Here is a 21457-nt window from a genome sequence, read left to right on the forward strand (position 1 = left end):
CGGCGTGGGGAACGCAGTGACAACAGAACGCGAAGGCGACCAGCTGCTCGTGCGGCGGGCCCAGGACGGCGAGCGCGCCGCATTCGACCTGCTGGTGGCCAAGTACCAGCGTCGCCTGATGCGCCTGGTTTCACGGCTGATCCATGACCAGGCCGAGGCCGAGGACGTGGTGCAGGAAACGTTCATCAAGGCGTATCGCGCGCTGCGCCATTTCCGGGGCGACGCGGCGTTCTACACCTGGCTGTACCGGATCGGCATCAACACCGCCAAGAACATGCTGGTCACGCAGGGACGCCGCAACTCGGCCACGGGCGGGCCGCACGTGGACAAGGCGGAAGCGATGGAAGAAGCGGAACGCCTGCGCGACATTGAAACTCCCGAGGCCATGTTCGCGTCCAAGCAGATAGCGATCACCGTGCACCTGGCGATGGACGCGCTGCCGCTGGAGCTGCGCACCGCCATCGTGCTGCGCGAACTGGAAGGACTGACGTACGAAGAGATATCCGAAGTCATGGCGTGCCCGATCGGCACCGTGCGCAGCCGGATCTTCCGCGCGCGCGAGGCGATTGCCGAAAAATTGCGCCCGCTGGTCGAAAGCACGGTTGACAAGCGCAAATAGCTGAAGCAACCTCCGGTTACATACTGCAGTGAAGTAATGGACACACACAAAAAAATGAGGGAGCTGGTCTCTGCGCTGGTGGACGGCGAGGTTTCCGACGCCGACCTCGAGCTCGCGTTCGCCGCGCTGCTGGGGCGCGACGGCCAGCAGGCGTGGTCGCTGTACCACCAGATCGGCGACGCGCTGCGCCAGGCCGACGGCGCGGCGCTGTCCGGCGGGTTCGGCGAACGCCTGGCCGCGCGCCTCGACGCCGAAGGCCGCGCCGCGCCCGCCTCCCTTAGCGCCGAACCGCAAACCCCTTCGCCCGCATCTGCGCTCCCGCGTCCGTAGGGGCGGGCGGTCCCCGCAGGGAAGTCCTCCGTGTCGCGACAAGCTTGCCAAATTAGCTTAACATTGCGACACGTCCCCCTTGGCGGCTCCTACTCTCTGCGACGACCTATGAACACGATTGGCTGCAAGACCCTGATCGCAGCGCTCCTCGCTTGTGCGGGCGCGCTTTCCTCGCCCGCGGCATTGTCCGCGGCGCCCGTGAACCCGCCAGCCGTCACCGGCCTGCCGGACTTCACCGACCTGATCGATGCGGTCGGCCCGGCGGTGGTCAACATCCGCACCACCGAGAAGGCGCGCCAGGCCGGCAACACCGACGAAGAGATGCAGGAATTCCTGCGCCGCTTCTTCGGCGCACCGGTCCCGCGCGGCCAGGTCCCGCGCGGAAGGCGCGGGCCGGAAGAAGACATCGCCCGCGGCGTCGGCTCCGGCTTCATCATCTCCAGCGACGGCTACATCCTGACGAATGCGCACGTGGTGGCCGGCGCGGACGACGTGATCGTCACCATGACCGACCGCCGCGAGTTCAAGGCCAAAGTGCTGGGCGCGGACGAGCGCTCGGACGTGGCCGTGCTCAAGGTGGAAGGCCGCGACCTGCCCAGCCTGAAGGTCGGCAACTCGCGCAATATCCGCGTGGGCGAATGGGTGATCGCGATCGGCTCGCCGTTCAACCTCGATAACACGGTCACGGCCGGCATCATCTCGGCCAAGTCGCGCGAAACCGGCGAATACCTGCCCATGATCCAGAGCGACGTGGCGGTCAATCCGGGCAACTCCGGCGGCCCGCTGATCAACCTGCGCGGCGACGTCATCGGCATCACCTCGCAGATCGCGACGCTGTCCGGCGGCTACAACGGCATCTCGTTTGCCGTGCCGATCGACGAGGCGATGCGCGTGGCCGACCAGCTGCGCACCACCGGCAAGGTCACGCGCGGCCGCATCGGCGTGCTGATGGGTGAACTGAGCAAGGAAGTGGCCGAGTCGCTCGGCCTGGGCACCACGCGCGGCGTCGAGATCTCGCTGGTGGAGCCGGACGGTCCCGCGGACAAGGCGGGCATCAAGGTGGGCGACATCATCCTGAAGTTCAACGGCGTCCCGATCGAGCGCTCGTCCGACCTGCGCCGCCAGGTGGGCAACACGCCGGTGGGCAGCAAGGCCATCGTGACGGTATGGCGCAAGGGCGCGCAGCAGGACATTCCCGTGACGGTGGTGGAGCTACAGGACGACAAGGCGCCGAAGGTCGCGCCCGAGGCGCCGGCGCCGAAGCAGGCGCCCAACGAGCTGGGCCTGAACGTGAGCGACCTCACCGCCGAGCAGCACAAGGAGCTGCGCGTGGAGGGCGGGGTGCTGGTCAACGCGGCCGAAGGCGCGGCGGCCCGGGTGGGCATCCGCCGCGGCGACGTGGTGCTGCAAGTGAACAGCACCGCCGTCACCAGCGCGAAGCAGTTCAATGCGCTGGTCAGCAAGCTCGATCCCAAGAAGAACGTCGCCCTGCTGGTGCGGCGTGACGACACCACCACCTACGTCGTCATCAAACCCCGCTGATCGACAGGGGACTGTCCCCAGCGGCCGCTGAGCGGGCAGTTCCGTCCGCGGACTTGAGCATGCCGGCCAATAACGCCGGCCGAGAACCAGGAATCTATGAAGTTTACGCTTTACTCGCGCAGCTACTGCCACCTGTGCGACGACATGCTCGACGCCCTGCGCGCCATGCAGCCGCCCGGCCAGCAATTCACCATCGACGTGATCGACGTGGATGCCGACGACAACCTGGTCGAGCGCTTCGACGAGCTGGTGCCCGTGCTGTACGGACGCCTCGACCAGCCCGAGCTGTGCCACTATTTCCTCGACCGCGACGCGGTGGCGCGCTATCTCGCGGAAGCCGGCGCAGGGATTCCGCCGCCCCACGCGGCGTAACCCGCGGGAGGGCCGGCAGGGGCCATGCCAACGCTGCGTCACCATCGGCATGGAACCGATACTATGTGGTCAAGACAACAACCGTCAGGGCCATGCCATGTCCACACCCGTCACCGCCAGTCCCATCTATCGCCATTCGCCCGGACCGCTCCACGCGGTCATGATGGGCGGGGCCGTCGCCCTGTTCCTGGGTGCCTTGCTGAGCGATATCGCCTACTTCCAGACCTACCAGATCCAGTGGAGCAACTTCGCGTCGTGGCTGATCGCCGGCGCACTGGTGTTCTGCGGAATTGCACTGCTGTTCGCGCTGGCCAACCTCATCCGGGCCCACCGCAAGGCAGGGCGCCCGGTCATGTATGTGCTGCTGCTGGTGGCAACCTGGGTGCTCGGACTGTTCAACGCGTTCGCGCACGCGCGGGATGCATGGGCCTCCATGCCCAGCAGCCTGGTCCTCTCCGTGATCGTGACCGTGCTGGCGATCGCCAGCGCCTGGGCCGGCCTGGGTTCGCGCAGGGAGGTGGCGCCATGAAACGATGGAATACTGTGGCAGTCCTGGGCATGGCGCTGGTGTTGAGCGCATGCGACGACGCGGGCAATGGCACGCAAACCCTGGGGCCGAACCCCACGCTGCCGGAACCGCAACGCGGTGTGCTGCCCAGCATGACGATCGCCGAGCCGGCGCCGTGGGGCAGCCAGAAACCAACCGTGCCTGCGGGTTACACGATCACGGCGATCGCGACCGGCCTGAAAATCCCGCGGCAAACGCTGGTCCTGCCCAACGGCGACATCCTGGTGGCGGAAGGGCGCGGCGGCGGCGCCGCGAAGCTCAAGCCCAAGGACGTGATCGCTGGCTACATCAAGGCGCAGGGCAATACCAAGGTCAAGGGCGGCAACCGCCTGACCCTGCTGCGCGACGCCGACGGCGACGGCAAATACGAAATGGCCACGGTCTTCGCCGAGAACCTGAACGCCCCCTACGGCCTGGCGTACGCCGGCAACAAGCTGTACGTGGCGAACCAGGACGAGCTGGTGCGTTTCGACTACCAGGACGGCCAGACCAAAGCCAACGGGGCGCCGGCCACGGTGGCCAAGCTGCCGTCCGCCATCAACCATCACTGGACCAAGGCGCTGGCCATCAGCCCGGACGGGCGCTTCCTGTACGTCGGCATCGGGTCGAACAGCAATATCACCGAGCGCGGCATGGAGGCGGAGGTCGACCGGGCCATGGTATGGCAGATCGACGCCGAGACCGGCCTGCATAAGCCCTATGCGACGGGACTGCGCAACCCGACGGCGCTGGCCTTCCATCGCGACACGGGCCAGCTGTGGACGGTGGTCAATGAACGCGACGAGCTGGGGCCGGACCTGGTGCCGGACTACCTGACCTCGGTACGCGAAGGCGGATTCTATGGCTGGCCCTACAGCTACTGGGGGCAGAACGTCGACACCCGGGTCAAGCCGCAGAACCCGGACAAGGTCGCCGCCGCGATCAAGCCCGATTACAGCCTGGGGTCGCACGTCGCGGCGCTCGGCCTGGACTTCTCCCTTCCCGCCATGGGTCCCGCGTTCGCCCAGGGAGCCTTCGTGGGCGAGCACGGCAGCTGGAACCGCACCGAACCGGTCGGCTACAAGGTGATCTATGTTCCGTTCAAGGATGGACGGCCCAGCGGGCAGCCGATCGACTTCGTCACCGGCTTCCGCGATGCGGACGGCAAGACCCGGGGGCGTCCGGTCGGCGTGACGGTCGACCCGCGCGGCGCGCTGATCGTGGCCGACGACCTCTCCAACACCGTGTGGAGGGTGACGCCGAACCGCTGAGTTGGCGCTGTCGCCCCGCCGCTGGCGCCTCCAAACCCCATGCCCCGGGCGGCGCCGCGGCCATCCCGGGGCTGCCGGGGCTTGGTTTTTTGTTAAAATGCCGCGTTTTCACTGGGGCAAGGCTCCTCAGACGGGCTTTCTGACCTGAAATCCGGTAAAATGCCGGGGTCGGAGAAGGTCCGAGACCAATTGTCGTACCCGCTTGGCTGAAGGCGCTCGCATGGGCGCTTTTTTTCTATTGGGTGCCGCGCGCGGGCGACCTCGGCGCAATGAGCGCCGCTCCATCCCATTTTGGCTTTTGAATTAATGAAGAACATACGCAATTTCTCCATCATCGCGCACATCGACCACGGCAAATCGACGCTGGCCGACCGTATCATCCAGCTGTGCGGCGGCCTGTCCGACCGCGAGATGGAAGCGCAGGTGCTCGATTCGATGGACCTGGAACGCGAGCGCGGCATCACGATCAAGGCGCAGACGGCGGCCCTGCAGTACAAGGCGCGCGATGGCGAAACGTATAACCTGAACCTGATCGACACCCCGGGCCACGTCGACTTCAGCTACGAAGTCTCGCGCTCCCTGTCGGCGTGCGAAGGCGCGCTGCTGGTGGTCGACGCGTCGCAAGGCGTGGAAGCGCAGACCGTGGCCAACTGCTACACCGCGCTCGACCTGGGCGTGGAAGTGGTGCCGGTCCTGAACAAGATCGACCTGCCGAACGCCGATCCTCCCAACGCGATCGCCGAGATCGAGGACGTGATCGGCATCGAAGCGGGCGACGCCGTGCACTGCTCGGCCAAGACCGGCATGGGCGTGGAAGACGTGCTCGAGGCGATCATCGCCAAGGTGCCGCCGCCGAAGGGCGACCCGGACGCGCCGCTGCAGGCCCTGATCATCGACTCGTGGTTCGACAACTACGTGGGCGTGGTGATGCTGGTGCGCGTGGTGAACGGCACCCTCAAGCAGAAGGAAAAAATCCGCCTGATGGCAACCGACTCGGTGCAGCTGGTCGAGAGCGTGGGCGTGTTCAGCCCGCGTTCGGTATCGCTGCCGCAGCTGTCGGCAGGCCAGGTGGGCTTTGTCATTGCCGGCATCAAGGAACTGAAGGCCGCCAAGGTGGGCGACACCATCACCAGCGCGGTGAACGGCGCGGCTGCGCCGCTGCCCGGCTTCAAGGAAGTGCAGCCGCAGGTGTTCGCCGGCCTGTTCCCGGTCGAAGCGAACCAGTACGACGCGCTGCGCGACTCGCTGGAAAAGCTCAAGCTGAACGACGCGGCCCTGATGTACGAGCCGGAAGTGTCGCAGGCGCTGGGCTTCGGCTTCCGCTGCGGCTTCCTTGGCCTGCTGCACATGGAAATCGTGCAGGAGCGCCTGGAGCGCGAATTCGACATGGACCTGATCACCACCGCGCCGACCGTGGTGTACGAGGTGGCCATGCGCGACGGCACCGTGATCAACGTGGACAACCCGTCCAAGATGCCGGATCCGTCCAAGATCGAGGAAGTGCGCGAGCCGATCGTGCACCTGAACCTGTACATGCCGCAGGAGTACGTGGGCTCGGTCATCACGCTGTGTATCGCCAAGCGCGGCATCCAGCTGGACATGAGCTACCACGGCCGCCAGGTCAAGCTGCAGTACGAGATGCCGATGGCCGAGATCGTGCTGGACTTCTTCGACAAGCTCAAGTCCACCTCGCGCGGCTACGCCTCGATGGACTACGAGTTCAAGGAGTACCGCGCGGCCGACGTGGTCAAGGTCGACATGCTGATCAACAGCGAGAAGGTCGATGCGCTGGCGATCATCGTCCACCGCGCCAACGCGCCGTACCGCGGCCGTGCCGTGGCGGCCAAGATGCGCGAGCTGATCCCGCGCCAGATGTTCGACGTGGCGATCCAGGCCGCGATCGGCTCCAACATCATCTCGCGCGAGAACGTCAAGGCGCTGCGCAAGAACGTCCTGGCCAAGTGCTATGGCGGCGACATCTCGCGTAAGAAGAAGCTGCTGGAAAAGCAGAAGGCCGGCAAGAAGCGCATGAAGCAGGTGGGCTCGGTCGAGATCCCGCAGGAAGCATTCCTGGCAATCCTACAAGTGGACGAAAAATAACGTGCAGACAATCCTGACGAATTTCGCGCTGATCCTGTTCGTCGCCATGGTGGTGACGGGCCTGATCTGGTGCGTGGACGTGTTCTACCTGGCCAAACAGCGCCGCAAGGCCGCCGATGTGGCGCTGGCCGCTTTCGATGCCCGCAATGCCAAAATGGCAGCCGATGGCATCAAGGTGGACAATACCAGCCGCGCCGCGATCGAAGCGTCGATGCTGCGCCAGCCGACCTGGATCGAGTACTCCGGTTCCTTCTTCCCGGTGATCGCGCTGGTGTTCGTGTTGCGCTCTTTCCTGTTCGAGCCGTTCAAGATCCCGTCCAGCTCGATGGTGCCGACCCTGCTGGTGGGCGACTTCATCCTGGTAAACAAGTTCACCTACGGTATCCGCCTGCCGATCATCAACAAGAAGGTGATCGAGCTGAACAGCCCTCAGCGCGGCGACGTGATGGTGTTCAAGTACCCGAAGGACATGAGCCAGGACTACATCAAGCGGGTCATCGGTGTGCCGGGTGATAAAATTACTTATGAAAACAAGCGCTTGACCGTGAACGGCAAGGAAATCCGCTACGAGCCGCTGGAAGACTACCTGGACGACGAGCAGTCCGTCTACCACAAGCAGTACATGGAACACCTGGCCGGCAAGCCGCACCGCATCCTGAACCATGCCTCCAACGGCCTGCAGTCCCCGGTCGACGAGTTCCCGAACAAGCAGAACTGTACATACTCATACGATAAAATTACTTGTATCGTTCCTGAGGGCAATTACTTTATGATGGGCGATAATCGCGACAACAGCCTGGACAGCCGCTACTGGGGTTTCGTCCCTGACAAGAACATTGTCGGCAAGGCCGTCGTCGTGTGGATGAACCTGAGCAATCCACGCCGCATTGGCGGTATCGAGTAATGTCTGAAAGGGATAACATGCAAGCTTCCTTCCGTTCGCAGCGCGGCATTTCGCTGGTCGGCCTGATCGTCGTGCTGGCCATCCTTGGCTTCGCCGGCATCCTGGCGGCCAAGATCCTGCCCGCCTACATGGAATACAGCAACATCAAGAAGGCGATCGCGGACACCAAGGAAGCGGGCGGTTCGATCACGGAAATGCACCGCACCTATTCCAAGGCGCGCGAAATCAACGACATTACCGCCGTCCGCGCGACCGATCTCGTGATTTCGAAGGAAACTGGCGATACCGAGATCAGCTTCGCCTACGACAAGGTCATTCCGCTGGTCGGCAACGCCAGCCTGCTGCTGGAGTTCCAGGGCACCACGGCCGCCGACGGCGTGGTACCGGACAGCGCCGCGACCCGGTAAAAAGGGCACACACCCACAATGAATCTACAGTTATTGCAGACGCGCTTAGGCTACACGTTCCGGGACGCTGCCCTGCTGCAGCAAGCCCTGACGCACCGCAGCCACAGCGCCCTGCATAACGAACGGCTCGAATTCCTGGGCGACTCGATCCTCAACTGCGTGGTCGCCTCGGTGCTGTACGAACGCTTCAAGGAAATCGACGAGGGCGACCTGTCGCGCCTGCGCGCCAACCTGGTCAAGCAGCAGTCCCTGTTCGAGATCGCGCAAAAGCTGGAACTGTCGCAGTTCCTGCGCCTGGGCGAAGGCGAACTGAAATCGGGCGGCTTCCGCCGTCCATCGATCCTGGCCGACACCCTGGAAGCGCTGCTGGGCGCGATCTACCTCGACGCCGGCTTCGACACCGCGCGCGACGTCATCCGCGCGTTCTACATTCCGATCCTCGACTCGGTCGACCCGCGCACGCTGGGCAAGGACGCCAAGACCCTGCTGCAGGAATTCCTGCAAAGCAAAAAGATCTCGCTGCCGACCTACAACGTGGTGGCCACCCATGGCGCCGCGCACAGCCAGGAATTCGAAATCGAATGCCTGGTGCCCAAGCTCGGCATCCAGGTGTACGGCCGCGGCGGCAGCCGCCGCGCCGGCGAACAGGCCGCCGCCAAGCTGGCGCTCGACGTGGCGGAACAGTCGCTATTGAAATCCCCGGGTTCGTCCCGCAAATCAAGGCCACGGGCCGCGCAGCTCAAGCTCGCGGGCATCGCCACCGTACAGTCGCCGGACGAGGCGACAACCGCCAATGGCGCAGGCGACAAGCCCGCCAAGGCGGATAAGGCTGACAGGGCCGACAAGGCCGACAAGGGCGAGAAGGCCGACAAAGCGGCCGCCGCCACCGACAAATCAAAGCAGGCTGAAACGAAGTTAGCATGAGCACCACAACCCAAACCGAAGCATTCCGTTGTGGCTACATCGCCATCGTCGGCCGCCCCAACGTGGGCAAATCCACGCTGATGAACCAGCTGATCGGCGCCAAGGTGTCGATCACCTCGCGCAAGGCGCAGACTACGCGCCACCGCATCACCGGCATCCAGACGCGCGAGGACGCGCAGTTCGTCTACGTCGATACCCCGGGCTTCCAGACCCGCCACTCGAACGCGCTGAACAAGACGCTCAACAAGACCGTCACCAACACGCTGACCGCCGCCGATGTGGTGCTGTTCATCGTGGAGGCGGGCACCTTCGGCCCTGCGGACCAGCAGGTGCTGGACCTGCTGCCGACCAACGTGCCGGTGGTCCTGGTCATCAATAAATCGGACCGCGCCAAGGATAAGGCGACGCTCATGCCGTTCGCGCAGAACGTGGCCGGCAAGTTCAACTTTGCCGCGATCGTGCCGGTATCGGCCAAGCTGCGCTTCCAGCTCGATGCGCTGGAAGGCGAGATCAAGAAGTTCCTGCCCGAGAACCCGCCGGTATTCGGCGAAGACGACATCACCGACCGCAGCGAGAAGTTCCTGGCCGCCGAGATCGTACGCGAGAAGCTGTTCCGCCTGGTCGGCGACGAGCTGCCTTACACCAGCACCGTCCTGATCGAGAAGTTCGAGCAGGAGGGCAACCTGCGCCGCGTGTTCGCCGCCATCCTGGTCGAGCGGGACACGCAGAAGTCCATGGTCATCGGCAACAAGGGCGCCCGCCTGAAGGAAGTCTCCACCCAGGCGCGCCTGGACATGGAAAAGCTGTTCGGCGGCCCCGTGTACCTGGAAATCTGGGTCAAGGTGAAGTCCGGCTGGGCCGACAACGAAGTGGGTCTGCGGGCGTACGGATACGAATAGCGTGGCCACCTTCGTCGCGGACCCGGTAGCCTTCCAGCCATCAGCGGCCGCTCCGAAGCGACCGCGCTCCTCCAGCCGCGAGACGCGTGTGCTCGGCCAGCCCGGCTTTGTCCTGCACAGCTACCCCTACAAGGAAACCAGCCTGATCGTCGACGTGTTCACGCGCGAGTACGGCCGCGTGGCGCTGGTGGCGAAAGGCGCCAAGCGCCCGCATTCCGCGCTGCGCGCGGTGCTCCAGACCTTCCAGCCGCTGTCCACCAGCTGGAGCGGCAAGTCCGAGCTGCGCACCATGATCAGCGCGGAGTGGGTAGGGGGCATGCTCCCGCTGGAAAAGACCGCGCTGCTGTGCGGCTTCTACCTCAACGAACTGCTGGTCAAGCTGCTGGCGCGCGACGACGCGCATCCGGCGCTGTTCGACCGCTACGTTGCCGCGCTCAACGAGCTGGGGCACCACGAGCCGGCGCAGATCGTCCTGCGCAAGTTCGAGATGGCCCTGCTGAAGGAGACCGGCGTCGCCGCGCCGCTGACCGTGGATACCGTGACGCGCGAACCGGTGACACCGGACGAGCTGTACGTGGTGGACCCCGAGCGCGGCCCGCGCCTCGCGCACGCCGACGACACCTGGCCGGCGGTGGCGGGCAGGACGCTGATCGACATGGAAAACGAAGATTACAGCGATGGCACCACGCAGCAGCAGAGCAAGCAGCTGATGCGTTTTTTGCTGTCCTACCACCTGGGCGGCGCGCCGCTGAACACGCGCCAGATTTTGATCGACCTGATGCAACTATAAGAACATGAGCTTCCTCCAGCCTGCCGGCCCGGTGATCGACCTGGGCGTGAACATCGACCACGTGGCCACGCTGCGCAATGCGCGCGGCACCGCCTATCCCGACCCGATCCGCGCGGCCCTGCTGGCCGAGCAGGCCGGCGCCGACGTCATCACCCTGCACCTGCGCGAAGACCGCCGCCACATCAGGGACGCCGACGTGATTGCGTTGCGCCCGCAGCTGGTGACGCGCATGAACCTGGAAGCGGCCGTCACGCCGGAGATGCTCGACTTTGCGTGCTCCATCAAGCCGCAGGACGTGTGCCTGGTTCCCGAGAGGCGCGCGGAAGTGACCACCGAAGGTGGACTCGATGTGGTGCGCCACTACAAGGACGTGGAAGCGGCGGTCAAGCAGCTGCAGCGCGAAGGCATCCGCGTGAGCCTGTTCATCGACGCCGATGCGCAGCAGATCAACGCCGCCGCCGACGTGGGGGCGCCGGTGATCGAGCTGCATACCGGTCGCTATGCGGACGCGGAGGGCGAAGACCAGGCGCGCGAGCTGGCGCGCATCCGCGAAGGCGTGGCAGTGGGCGCTGCGCGCGGCCTCCGGGTCAACGCGGGCCACGGCCTGCATTACACGAACGTGCAGGCGATCGCCGCGATCCGCGACATCCATGAGCTGAACATCGGCCACGCGATCGTCGCGCATTCGATCTTCGCCGGCTGGGAAAACGCCGTGCGCGAAATGAAGGCCATCATGGTCGCCGCGAGGCTGGGGGCAAAATGATTTACGGGATCGGCACCGACATCGTCCAGATCTCGCGTGTCGAAGCCGCGCTCGCCCGCAGCGAGCGCTTCGCCGAAAAGGTCCTCGGCCCGCAGGAGCTGGAAAAATTCCGCGCCCGCCGCGCCAAGAACGAGCTGCGCGGCCTGCGCTTTCTCGCCACGCGCTTCTCGGCCAAGGAGGCATTTTCCAAGGCCGTCGGCCTTGGCATGCGCATGCCGATGACCTGGCGCTCCGTCCAGATCCTGAATGACGTTAGCGGTAAGCCAATAATCGTCTGCAGCGGAGCAATCGATGAATTTATGCGGCAAAATAGACTCTCCGCACAAGTATCGATCACCGACGAAGCCGACTACGGCGTCTCCTTCGTCATCGTCACCCAGGAAGCATGACAGAAGAAGTAACAAAACCTGATTTGCGCGCGCAGGTGCTGGCCACCGTGGCCAAGCTCCCGGGCCTGCCAGGCGTGTACCGCTATTTCGACGAGAACGACAACGTCCTGTATGTCGGGAAGGCGCGCGACCTCAAGAAGCGCGTCTCCAGCTACTTCCAGAAGAACCTGTCGAGCCCCCGCATCGCCATGATGGTCAGTCGCATCGCGCGGCTCGAGACCACCGTGACGAACAGCGAGGCCGAAGCGCTGATCCTCGAGAACAACCTGATCAAGCAGCTCAAGCCGCGCTACAACATCCTGTTCCGCGACGATAAGTCCTACCCGTACCTCAAGCTCACCGGCCAGGACTTCCCGCGCATGGCCTACTACCGCGGATCGATCGACAAGAAGAACCAGTTCTTCGGCCCGTTCCCGAGCGCGTGGGCGGTCAAGGAATCGATCCAGATCCTGCAGAAGGTCTTCATGATCCGCACCTGCGAGGACAGCGTGTACGCCAACCGCACGCGCCCGTGCCTGCTGCACCAGATCGGCCGCTGCAGCGCGCCGTGCGTGGGCCTGATCACGAACGAAGCCTATGCGCTGGACGTCTCGAACGCCGGAAAATTCCTGCGCGGCCGCCAGACCGAAGTGCTGCAGGAGCTGGAGCAGAAGATGCACGCCTACGCCGCCGACCTCCAGTTCGAACGCGCAGCGGCGGTGCGCAACCAGATCCAGTCCCTGTCCAAGGTCCTGCACCAGCAGGCGATGGAGAGCACCAACGACGCCGACCTCGACATCATCGCCGTGGTGGTGCAGGGCGGCCGCGCCTGCGTGAACCTGGCCATGGTGCGCGGCGGCCGCCACCTGGGCGACCGCGCCTACTTCCCGACCCACGTGGCGGAAGCGGAAACCGTAGCCGAGGGCTCGATCGAAGAGGAAGTGCTGGCCGCGTTCCTCGCGCAGCACTACAGCGAAAGCTTCATTCCGAACTTCCTGATCCTGAATATCGACTTCGACCAGCCGGCGCTGATGGCCGCGCTGACCGAACAGTGCGGCCACCGCATCAACCTCGTGTTCCAGCCGGGCGGCCAGCGCCGCCAGTGGCTGGAGCTGGCGCAGAAGGGCGCCGAGATCTCGCTGGCGCGCCTGTTGTCCGAGCAGGGCTCGCAGCAGTCGCGCACGCGCGCGCTTGTCGAAACGCTGGGGCTGGACATCGAAGACATCGACCAGCTGCGCATCGAATGCTTCGACATCAGCCACACGCAGGGCGAAGCGACGCAGGCATCGTGCGTGGTGTTCCATCACCACGCCATGCAGAACTCCGAATACCGCCGCTTCAACATCAATGGCATCACGCCGGGCGACGACTACGCCGCCATGCGTCAGGTGCTCACGCGCCGCTACGAAAAGGTCGCGAACGGCGACGGCATCATGCCTGACATCGTCCTTGTCGACGGCGGCAAGGGCCAGGTGGAGATGGCGCGCCAGGTGTTCACCGAGCTTGGCCTCGACATCAGCACCATCGTCGGCGTAGCGAAAGGGGAAGGGCGCCGCGTTGGCCTCGAGACCCTGATCTTCGCGGACGGCCGCGCCCCGCTGGAGCTGGGCAAGGAATCCGCGTCACTGATGCTGGTCGCCCTGATCCGCGACGAAGCGCACCGTTTCGCCATCACCGGCATGCGCGCCAAGCGCGCCAAGGCCCGCCAGGCCTCGCGTCTGGAGGAAATCGAAGGCATCGGCGCCAAACGCCGCCAGCGCCTGTTGGCACGTTTTGGCGGCCTGCGCGGCGTCATCAACGCCAGCGTCGAAGACCTCATGCAGGTGGAAGGCATCTCGACCTCCCTGGCCGAAGAAATCTACCGCCAGCTCCACTAAGCCACCAGAAGTGGAAGGGGACTGTCCCCACCGGGGACCGTCCCCCGATCTTTACGCAGCTCCGCCAAGAATGGGGACTGTCCCCCCCGGGGACCGTCCCCGCTTTTTATCCCGCTCCGCCAAGAACAGGGACTGTCCCTCCGGGACTGTCCCCAGCCTTCCTTCGCTCCGCCCAGAACGGGGACTGTCCCCAGCCTTCCTTCGCTCCGCCAAGAACGGGGACTGTCCCCCCCGGGGACCGTCCCCAGCTTTTTATCCCGCTCCACCAAGAACGGCAGCCACCCCCGCTCCGCCTTTGCCACATCGCTAGTCTATTTCCTGCCGTCGAGATACACTAGCAACAACAGCATGCATACCGCACAACTGTCACTCCCGCGAGAGCAGGACCCCATACTGAGCAACGCCTGGCCGGCACCACCTGCATGAACGACATCTACAAAAAAACGATACCCACAGAGCCCAGCTTCATGCCCCTCAACATCCCGATTCTGCTGACCTGGCTACGTGTCGCCCTGATCCCCCTGGTAGTTGGCGTCTTCTACCTCCCCACCGCCTGGCTGCCGCTGGAGGACCGCAACATTGCGGCCACCGCCGTCTTCATCATCGCCGCGCTCACCGACTGGCTGGACGGCTTCCTGGCCCGCCGCTGGAACGAGACTTCCGCGTTCGGCGCCTTCCTCGATCCCGTCGCCGACAAACTGATGGTCGCCGGCGCGTTGCTGGTGCTCGTGCAACTCGACCGCGCCAACGCCATCATCGCCTTCATCATCATCGGCCGCGAGATCACCATTTCCGCGCTGCGTGAATGGATGGCACAGCTGGGCGCATCGAAATCGGTGGCCGTGCACCAGATCGGCAAGATCAAGACCGCCGCGCAAATGGTCGCGATTCCGATGCTGCTGTTCCATGACCCGCTGTTCGGCGTCAACCTGCAGGAATGGGGCGAAGTACTGATCTGGATTGCCGGCGTGCTGACCGTGTGGTCGATGTTCTACTACCTGAAAAAAGCATGGCCATTAATCAAAGAAAAAGCAGGTTCGTTTCCTTGACAGATCATTTAGAACCTCTATAATGCCTGCCTGTTGTGACGACGCGGGAGTAGCTCAGTTGGTAGAGCGCAACCTTGCCAAGGTTGAGGTCGAGAGTTCGAGACTCTTCTCCCGCTCCAGTCCAGCATGTTATAATCGTCGTTCTTTGCAGTGCGGGAGTAGCTCAGTTGGTAGAGCGCAACCTTGCCAAGGTTGAGGTCGAGAGTTCGAGACTCTTCTCCCGCTCCACTCTAAGAATGCACGAACAGACTCCTATGCGGGAGTAGCTCAGTTGGTAGAGCGCAACCTTGCCAAGGTTGAGGTCGAGAGTTCGAGACTCTTCTCCCGCTCCAAGAATTGCAGAATTGACGCAGCAGTGGCAGCGTGAATTCTTCCCCACGCGGCGGGGTAGCAAAATGGTTATGCAGCGGCCTGCAAAGCCGTTTACGCCGGTTCGATTCCGGCCCTCGCCTCCAAACAAAGTCAGCCCGCTAAATGCGGGCTTTTTGTTTTCCAGCATCGACGTCCCCACGCGGTCGCATCTTGATCCAGCCGAACGTCAACACAGCCTCGGTCGCTACCTCATGACACAGTTCACCCTCCGCCCAGCCACGATAGCCGACCTCTCGGAAATCATGCGCCTCGAGCGCGCTGGTTTTGCGGCCGCCATTCAGGAAACGGAAGATACTTTTCGTGACCGTATCACAAGCTTCCCGCAAGGCTGCCTGGTCCTTGCCGATACGTCCGGCAAACTCTCCGGCTATCTTTGCGCCGAACTCTGGCCGTATGCTACGGAAGTCCCGCGCGAGCGCTTCGCCCGCGACCACGCGGCGTCCGCGACGCACGATCCGAACGGTCAGGAACTCTACATCTCGTCCATGGTGATCGATCCGGCACGCCAAGGCATGGGCCTTGCGAAACGCCTCTTTTCCGAATCGCTCGCGCACATCCGACAACGGTTTCCAGCGGTGTGCAGCGCAGTCCTGATCGTTCACCCTGATTGGAAGGGCGCTCGTCAGATCTATCGATCAAACGGTTTTGCCCAAGTGGGGGTAGTCGGACAATATTTTCGGAGCGATGGAGCTACCATCGACGCGTTAGTGATGAGACGCGGATGGGCTGCGGTTTAGCAAAGCCGTTGACCGCTCATTCATCCAATCGTTGGGTAACAATTCCAGTAAATGTAGTTGCAACGCAATATAACCCGTAGGCAATTGCCACTGCACTGATCGCGAATCCCACTATCGATGTATTCCGGGAGCCGATCTCCCATCCTAAGAAATTTATACCTCCGCCTCCCAATCCTACAAAGAATGCGATGAGACCCCGTCTCATCTTGCTGTTTAGTTTAGGTCTTGGTTTCATCAGTTGCACCCTGAGGAATGAATTGCGGCGTCGCCCCAGTTTAGCCGGATTTATCGGGAATCTCGGTTTTCGTTGACCATTTTCCGGCACAAATGCTTGAGCGCGGGGCCTCAACAAGCGTCGTGGTCAGGAATTGTAGGGGTCTCATTCAACGCTTCTACAAACCAGCCGATCCAGTAGAGCAAGAAGAAGGTGACAGCGAGCATCGTTCCGAAAACTGCCGCAGCGTTACCTGCGCTAATTTGCGAGTCCACCCATGGAAACACACCAATGACGTCCGCTACGATGATCTGGATGAGAAACGGCAACATCACCAAGAAAGCCAGATCACACGTGCTCGCTACCTGTGTGAGCATAACAATCGCCCACCAAGCTGCGATGCATATTACGTAGGTTGTGCAAACGCTGATGCCGCTAAGGTTCCGCATATTCATTTGAGCGCTCCAAAGTGATGTATCACCGCTCCAGACTAATACGTCACACTCGCTAGATACATCAAATTCAGAGGGGGCTCGACTCCTGGCACCATGGGTAGTGTCAGGCACTACTACGCGTAGTCGCGGCCGATGTCGCGCGTCATTTCCGGTCTACGGTCACGCGACGCTGGTCGGCAGTGTGCGCGAGCGTGTGTTGTCGCGGTGTCGGACTTAACCCGGTACCGGTGATGAGCGGATGAACTGGGTAAAAAATCAGGGTGAACTATTGATCAATAGGTCGCCAACTCTTCGGTAGAAATTGCCATCAAGATTTTACCTACGATGATTTGGCCGAATCGACCATATTTGGACCAATTCCGCCATCCCAACAGATTGCAGAGACGTTTGAACGCGCCACCACCCGGCATAGGCTTTAGAATGCATCGATGAGAACACTTGCGTGGATGATGATCGTCGCGTGCCTCTCGGCATGCTCAGACCCTGGCCCGCGGGGCCGCACGGCACCGCAGCCGTTCACCGAGTTCGCTGTTCTTACGGCGGAGCAATCGGCTTGCCTCTTCGACTGTCCCGCCTTTGAGGTGAAGGTTTTCTCCGATGGCCGGGTGCTTCATTCCGGTCCGACCTTCGAGCATTCTGGTGGTCCGCATGAATCTCGCATCGACCGGCGCGGTTTGGAGTCGATCGCCCAGGCGCTTCGTGACGTGCGCTTCTATGAGATGCGTGACCGTTACGTGGAAGGCGACGGTTGCAAAGGCACGGTCACCGACATGTCAACCCTCAGTTTCAGCGTGAGCCGGGGAGGAGGGCACGACAAGAGCGTCGTTTTTTATAGCGGATGCATCGACCCTACTGCCCCGATCGATCGCATCAATGCACTGATCAAGGCAATTGACCGTGTCACCGGTACGACGTCGTTACTTGAGCAGCGAAAAAAGTTGGTTCCAAAAGAATGCTTGTACGGATGTGAATCGTGAAAGTTCATCGATTCGCTTGCGTTGCCAGTTTTGAAGTGAAAGCCAGAACAGGCCCCCGTCATGAAATCGAGATGAGAACCCTCGCCAGCTCAATGAACGCTCGCGACGTGATCATTTTCACCCAGCCGGATTGCGCTTACTGCGAAATGGCGAAACGCTGGCTCGATGAGCACGGGTTCGCGTACACGGAATGCGACATCGGGTCGGATCCCGACTGTGCAGCTGCGTACAAGCGGTACCTCGCGGTCGGCACCCCCTATGTGGTGATAAGGCGAAACGGGAGGGAACGCCATCTGCGCAACGGTTTTACGGCTGCAGCGTTTCTCGCTGCATTGACCTAAACCGCCCAGGCGGCACCCGCCGATTATCCGTGTTTGAATACTGTTGAGTTATTGCTCAGCAGGTGCATAATTGGTGGCAATCCCATCAGTTATGCACGAGGACGAACATGGCCACTCGAAGTGCTGCACGACGGTCGCGCCGCGCCGCTCTGGTACCCAACCTGGCCAGCGTACTGCTCGCCCTCGTCCTGGCCGCTTGCGGCGGCGGTGGCGGTGACAGCGCCCCGGCGCCTGCACCGGTGCCCCAGCCGCCGCCGGTCGTCGCCCTGCCGGGCAGCTATTCCGACCCGATCAGCTATTCCGGCGCGGCCACTGCATCGCTGGCTGGCGCAGAGGAGCACGCCGCCACAGTGGACAAGACCATCACCGTCGATGGCGCGCCGCTCACGTACAAGGCCACCACCGGCCACCTGACAGCCACCGACCTGCAAACGGGGCAGCCGGTCGCATCCTTCTTCTACGTCGCCTATACCGTCAGCGGCCAACCAGCGGCGCAGCGGCCGGTAACGTTCTTCTACAACGGCGGACCGGGTTCGGCATCCATCTGGCTGCATCTCGGCGCATTCGGGCCGCGCCGGCTGGCCACCAACTTCCCGTCCACCACGCCGCCCGCTACGCCTGTGCAAATGGTCGACAACCAGGAGACGCTGCTGGATCAGTCGGACCTGGTCTTCGTCGACGCGATCGGTACCGGCTATTCGCAGGCAGTCGCGCCGCGCACCAATGTGCACTTCTGGGGTGTCGACGAGGACGCGGCAGGCTTCCGGGACTTTGTACGCCGCTACCTGGCAGCCAATAACAGACAGGCCTCGCCCGTGTACCTGTTCGGCGAATCCTACGGCGGCCCGCGCACGGCCGTGCTGGCCAACATGCTCGAGAGCGCCGGCGTCCGCGTGACCGGCGTCATGCTGCAGTCCCCTGCAATGAACTACAACTCCAACTGCGGCGTGTTCAATCCCGGTCAGGTCAGTTGCGAAGGCTACATCCCGAGCTACGCGGCCGTGGCGGCGTACCACAAGAACGGCAGCCTGCCGACCGACTTCTCGTCCGTGCTGCAAAGCGCGCGGGCGTTTGCCTCGGGCCCTTACCGCAACGAAGTCGCCGCTTTCCTGACCAATGGCACGCCACCAAGCGACACCACCGTGAACCAACTGGTGACTTACACCGGCCTGCCGGCGCTGACCTGGAAGCAGGAGTTCTCGATGGTGCCCGGCGCCTTCCGGCCCCGCGTGATGCCGGGGTACGTGATCGGACGCTACGACGCCCGTGTCACGGCGCCGGTAGGCAGTCCGCTGGCGGCTGGCGGCGACCCATCGCTCAGCGTGGTCGGCAGTGCTTTCAACAACACGATCAAGAGCTACCTCGAGACCGAACTGCTCTATACCGCAAAAACGCCATACCTGGGCTCGAACAACGTCCTCAACCAGTGGAACTTCGCCCACGACGGCAAGGCGCTGCCGGACACCATTCCCGACCTGGCCGCCGCCCTGACGCTCAATCCACAGATGAAAGTGCTCGCCATGGGCGGCTACCACGACCTGGCCACGCCGTTCTACCAGAACGAGCTTGACCTCGCGCGGCTGGGCACTGGCTACAGCATCTTCATTCGCAACTACAACAGCGGGCACATGAGTTACCTCGACGACAAAGTGCGCCTCCTCCAGGAGGCCGACCTGCGCGCCTTCTACAACAGCACATTGGTGGCACAATGAAGACCATGCACTTACTACTCCTGCTCATGACTGCTGCCGGCACGGCCTGCGCACAGGCGCCGATCAGCACGGACGCTACGGTGCCACCCGCGCTGCGGGTTCGGCCGGCGGAAGCGCCGGCGACCGGTGCGGCGCTGCGCGCGGAGGCGCTGGCCAAGTTGCAGGCGCAGTTCCAGGCAGCGGACACCGACAATAACGGCAGCCTGACGGTCGACGAGGCGAAACGCTTCGGCTTTGTTGCGAGGAATTTCGACGCGATCGACGTTGAACGCCGCGGTGCAGTGACCTTCGAAGACCTGCGCGTCTACCTCGCACGGGAGAAAGCAGCGCGGCGCTAGGCGTAAGCCGCAAGCCGCTCTGCGGCCTCCTTGCTCCTGTTTTTCCTGTTGAAGCGTCGGCCTGGGGAGGCCATGATCGGGAGCGCGCGGACTCGTCCGTAACCAAAGGTAATGAACACGGATGACTCTCGGTTTGCGGTAGCCTGATGCCAGGTCCACGCCGATCAACCCAGACGCCAGGAGGCTCCATGTTCAGGAAAACGATAGCTGCAGTTGCGATGACATTATTCGCGAGCGCCTTCGCTCAAGCAGAAACGTGGGAGTTTTCCTATACAGGCTTTTATGTAGAGGATCAGGCGAAATTCGAGCCCAATTACACGTGGCGCGGAGAGTTTTCCGGAACGGATGTGGACGACGACGGGGTCATCGAGTTTGACGAACTGAGTTCTTTCCGTCTGTTCATCTATGACTACGGTATCGGAAGTCCGGATTACTGCGATGTCGGTACCTATTGCGAGCTGCAGGCCTTTAGCTACCACCTCACGGGAGATCTCTCGTTCACTACGTGGACAAGGTATTCGGACGAGAATGGCTCGTCGTCGACGTGGACTATTATTGCCGGCGAAAGGATTAGCACTGAGCTCCTGCGTGCTGATGGATCAACCGGCTCATCAAATGTGTACTGGACTGCGCAGACACGGTTCGAGATCACGCCTCCGCCCATGCCCGTGCCCGAGCCAGCAGCGCCCGCGATGCTGGCCGCTGGCCTGGCCATCCTCGGCGTTCTCCGTTACCGCAGAGGCAGTTGATCATGCAATCGGGGGCATGGCTTGGCGCCATGGCTGCCGCGAAGTGGTCGGGCAAAGCATGGGCAACGGTGAGGTGACCCGTATCGCGATCGCCCGGATAAGGCGATCCGCGCATGCTGTATCATCCGGGTCCGAGAACGAAAGCCGCGCATGCTCATCATCACCATCAAACAAGGCAAGGAAAAAAGCATCCTTGCCGGCGACCCATGGATCTACGTTTCCGCCATCGACAAGGTCGAAGGCAAACCGCAGGAACGTAACAAGCCCGGCTCCACGGCGATCGTGCAGTCCTCGTCACGCCAGTTCCTGGCGCGCGCCGCATACAACGCCAAGTCGCAGATCGCCGCCCGTGTGTGGTCGTTGCGTGAGGACGAGCCGGTCGATCATGCGATGATGAAGCGTCGCGTGCAGGCCGCCATTGCCAGGCGCGCCGATGCGCTGCGCAGCGCCGATCCACAGGAACTGGTGCAACTGATCGACGGGGAAAAGGATGGCTTGCCGGGATTGCTGGTGCACAGCTACGGCGGCGCCGAAGGCTACCTGGTCTGCCAGTTCAATGCTGGCGGTGTCGATCTGTGGAAGATTCCCATTGTGCAGGCGCTGCTGGCTGCGACCGGCTGTCCCAACGTGTACGAACGCTGCGACGCTCTGTTACGCAAGGGGGAGGGGCTGCTGGCCAAGTCACGCGCGCTGGCCGGCGAAGAGCCACCGCAACGGTTGATGGTGCGGGATGGTAAGCGGCTGGCGCCAATGGATATCCGTACCGGATTCACTTACCCTCGCTGAGAAGCAGCGTGGGC

Annotated in this window: 24 protein-coding genes and 4 tRNA genes; 27 read left to right on the forward strand and 1 reads right to left on the reverse strand. The window is 63.0% G+C overall.

The window, feature by feature from the left end; all coding sequences use genetic code 11:
- Window positions 1-16: 16 nt before the first annotated feature.
- The 21 genes from rpoE to ACFSQR_RS17800 all read left to right on the forward strand — a co-directional run bounded on the left by rpoE (window position 17) and on the right by ACFSQR_RS17800 (window position 15871).
- Window positions 17-619, forward strand: coding sequence for an RNA polymerase sigma factor RpoE (gene rpoE / locus ACFSQR_RS17700; protein WP_377731342.1), 603 nt, complete (start codon window positions 17-19; stop codon window positions 617-619).
- 36 nt (window positions 620-655) lie between these two features.
- Window positions 656-949, forward strand: coding sequence for an RseA family anti-sigma factor (locus tag ACFSQR_RS17705; RefSeq protein WP_377731343.1), 294 nt, complete (start codon window positions 656-658; stop codon window positions 947-949).
- 108 nt (window positions 950-1057) lie between these two features.
- Complete coding sequence (locus ACFSQR_RS17710) at window positions 1058-2491, forward strand: DegQ family serine endoprotease (RefSeq protein ID WP_377731344.1); 1434 nt, start codon at window positions 1058-1060, stop codon at window positions 2489-2491.
- Between the two features lie 96 nt (window positions 2492-2587).
- Entirely contained in the window at window positions 2588-2863 is a 276-nt protein-coding gene (locus ACFSQR_RS17715) for a glutaredoxin family protein (RefSeq protein WP_377731345.1), read from the forward strand.
- 97 nt (window positions 2864-2960) lie between these two features.
- Complete coding sequence (locus ACFSQR_RS17720; RefSeq protein WP_377731346.1) at window positions 2961-3392, forward strand: DUF2231 domain-containing protein; 432 nt, start codon at window positions 2961-2963, stop codon at window positions 3390-3392.
- A 29-nt stretch (window positions 3393-3421) separates the two neighbouring features.
- Entirely contained in the window at window positions 3422-4681 is a 1260-nt protein-coding gene (locus ACFSQR_RS17725) for a PQQ-dependent sugar dehydrogenase (RefSeq protein ID WP_377731410.1), read from the forward strand.
- 306 nt (window positions 4682-4987) lie between these two features.
- Complete coding sequence (lepA, locus tag ACFSQR_RS17730) at window positions 4988-6781, forward strand: translation elongation factor 4 (RefSeq protein WP_377731347.1); 1794 nt, start codon at window positions 4988-4990, stop codon at window positions 6779-6781.
- A gap of 46 nt (window positions 6782-6827) precedes the next feature.
- Window positions 6828-7685: a signal peptidase I gene (gene lepB / locus ACFSQR_RS17735; protein WP_377731411.1), complete on the forward strand. Its 858-nt coding sequence runs from the start codon at window positions 6828-6830 to the stop codon at window positions 7683-7685.
- A 17-nt stretch (window positions 7686-7702) separates the two neighbouring features.
- Window positions 7703-8092 carry a DUF4845 domain-containing protein gene (locus ACFSQR_RS17740; protein ID WP_377731349.1) on the forward strand — a complete coding sequence of 130 codons (390 nt, stop codon included), beginning with the start codon at window positions 7703-7705 and terminating at the stop codon, window positions 8090-8092.
- Window positions 8093-8110: 18 nt separating this feature from the next.
- Window positions 8111-9016: a ribonuclease III gene (rnc, locus tag ACFSQR_RS17745; RefSeq protein WP_377731351.1), complete on the forward strand. Its 906-nt coding sequence runs from the start codon at window positions 8111-8113 to the stop codon at window positions 9014-9016.
- Complete coding sequence (gene era, locus ACFSQR_RS17750) at window positions 9013-9915, forward strand: GTPase Era (protein ID WP_377731352.1); 903 nt, start codon at window positions 9013-9015, stop codon at window positions 9913-9915. The genes rnc and era overlap by 4 nt, the downstream gene beginning before the upstream one ends.
- Window position 9916: 1 nt before the next feature.
- Entirely contained in the window at window positions 9917-10705 is a 789-nt protein-coding gene (gene recO, locus ACFSQR_RS17755) for a DNA repair protein RecO (protein ID WP_377731353.1), read from the forward strand.
- 4 nt (window positions 10706-10709) lie between these two features.
- Window positions 10710-11468, forward strand: coding sequence for a pyridoxine 5'-phosphate synthase (gene pdxJ, locus ACFSQR_RS17760; RefSeq protein WP_377731354.1), 759 nt, complete (start codon window positions 10710-10712; stop codon window positions 11466-11468).
- Window positions 11465-11857, forward strand: a complete 393-nt coding sequence (gene acpS / locus ACFSQR_RS17765) for a holo-ACP synthase (protein WP_377731355.1) — start codon at window positions 11465-11467, stop codon at window positions 11855-11857. Before pdxJ ends, acpS begins: the two co-directional genes overlap by 4 nt.
- A complete protein-coding gene (gene uvrC / locus ACFSQR_RS17770; protein WP_377731356.1) occupies window positions 11854-13713 on the forward strand; it encodes an excinuclease ABC subunit UvrC in 1860 nt (619 codons plus the stop codon). The genes acpS and uvrC overlap by 4 nt, the downstream gene beginning before the upstream one ends.
- A gap of 467 nt (window positions 13714-14180) precedes the next feature.
- On the forward strand, window positions 14181-14762 hold the full coding sequence (gene pgsA / locus ACFSQR_RS17775; RefSeq protein ID WP_377731357.1) for a CDP-diacylglycerol--glycerol-3-phosphate 3-phosphatidyltransferase: 582 nt from the start codon (window positions 14181-14183) through the stop codon (window positions 14760-14762).
- 43 nt (window positions 14763-14805) lie between these two features.
- Window positions 14806-14881: transfer RNA gene (locus tag ACFSQR_RS17780), tRNA-Gly, on the forward strand.
- Window positions 14882-14914: 33 nt separating this feature from the next.
- A tRNA-Gly gene (locus ACFSQR_RS17785) sits at window positions 14915-14990 on the forward strand.
- 28 nt (window positions 14991-15018) lie between these two features.
- Window positions 15019-15094, forward strand: a tRNA-Gly gene (locus ACFSQR_RS17790).
- Window positions 15095-15143: 49 nt separating this feature from the next.
- Window positions 15144-15217 (forward strand) — tRNA-Cys (locus tag ACFSQR_RS17795).
- Between the two features lie 30 nt (window positions 15218-15247).
- Complete coding sequence (locus ACFSQR_RS17800) at window positions 15248-15871, forward strand: GNAT family N-acetyltransferase (protein ID WP_377731358.1); 624 nt, start codon at window positions 15248-15250, stop codon at window positions 15869-15871.
- A gap of 345 nt (window positions 15872-16216) precedes the next feature.
- Here the strand turns inward: ACFSQR_RS17800 and ACFSQR_RS17805 are convergent, their stop codons facing one another.
- Complete coding sequence (locus ACFSQR_RS17805; RefSeq protein ID WP_377731359.1) at window positions 16217-16540, reverse strand: hypothetical protein; 324 nt, start codon at window positions 16538-16540, stop codon at window positions 16217-16219.
- A 428-nt stretch (window positions 16541-16968) separates the two neighbouring features.
- Here ACFSQR_RS17805 and ACFSQR_RS17810 point away from each other — a divergent pair, with 428 nt between their 5' ends.
- From ACFSQR_RS17810 to ACFSQR_RS17835, 6 genes are all read left to right on the forward strand, one after another.
- Window positions 16969-17517: a DUF6438 domain-containing protein gene (locus ACFSQR_RS17810; RefSeq protein WP_377731361.1), complete on the forward strand. Its 549-nt coding sequence runs from the start codon at window positions 16969-16971 to the stop codon at window positions 17515-17517.
- Window positions 17518-17588: 71 nt separating this feature from the next.
- Window positions 17589-17858: a glutaredoxin family protein gene (locus ACFSQR_RS17815; protein WP_377731362.1), complete on the forward strand. Its 270-nt coding sequence runs from the start codon at window positions 17589-17591 to the stop codon at window positions 17856-17858.
- 107 nt (window positions 17859-17965) lie between these two features.
- Window positions 17966-19570: a S10 family peptidase gene (locus ACFSQR_RS17820; RefSeq protein ID WP_377731364.1), complete on the forward strand. Its 1605-nt coding sequence runs from the start codon at window positions 17966-17968 to the stop codon at window positions 19568-19570.
- A gap of 5 nt (window positions 19571-19575) precedes the next feature.
- Window positions 19576-19908 carry an EF-hand domain-containing protein gene (locus ACFSQR_RS17825; RefSeq protein ID WP_377731365.1) on the forward strand — a complete coding sequence of 111 codons (333 nt, stop codon included), beginning with the start codon at window positions 19576-19578 and terminating at the stop codon, window positions 19906-19908.
- Between the two features lie 188 nt (window positions 19909-20096).
- Window positions 20097-20657, forward strand: coding sequence for a hypothetical protein (locus ACFSQR_RS17830; protein WP_377731366.1), 561 nt, complete (start codon window positions 20097-20099; stop codon window positions 20655-20657).
- 150 nt (window positions 20658-20807) lie between these two features.
- Window positions 20808-21443, forward strand: coding sequence for an SAM-dependent methyltransferase (locus tag ACFSQR_RS17835; protein ID WP_377731367.1), 636 nt, complete (start codon window positions 20808-20810; stop codon window positions 21441-21443).
- Window positions 21444-21457: the final 14 nt, after the last annotated feature.

Source organism: Pseudoduganella sp. GCM10020061, assembly GCF_042683405.1.
GTDB lineage: Bacteria > Pseudomonadota > Gammaproteobacteria > Burkholderiales > Burkholderiaceae_D > Telluria.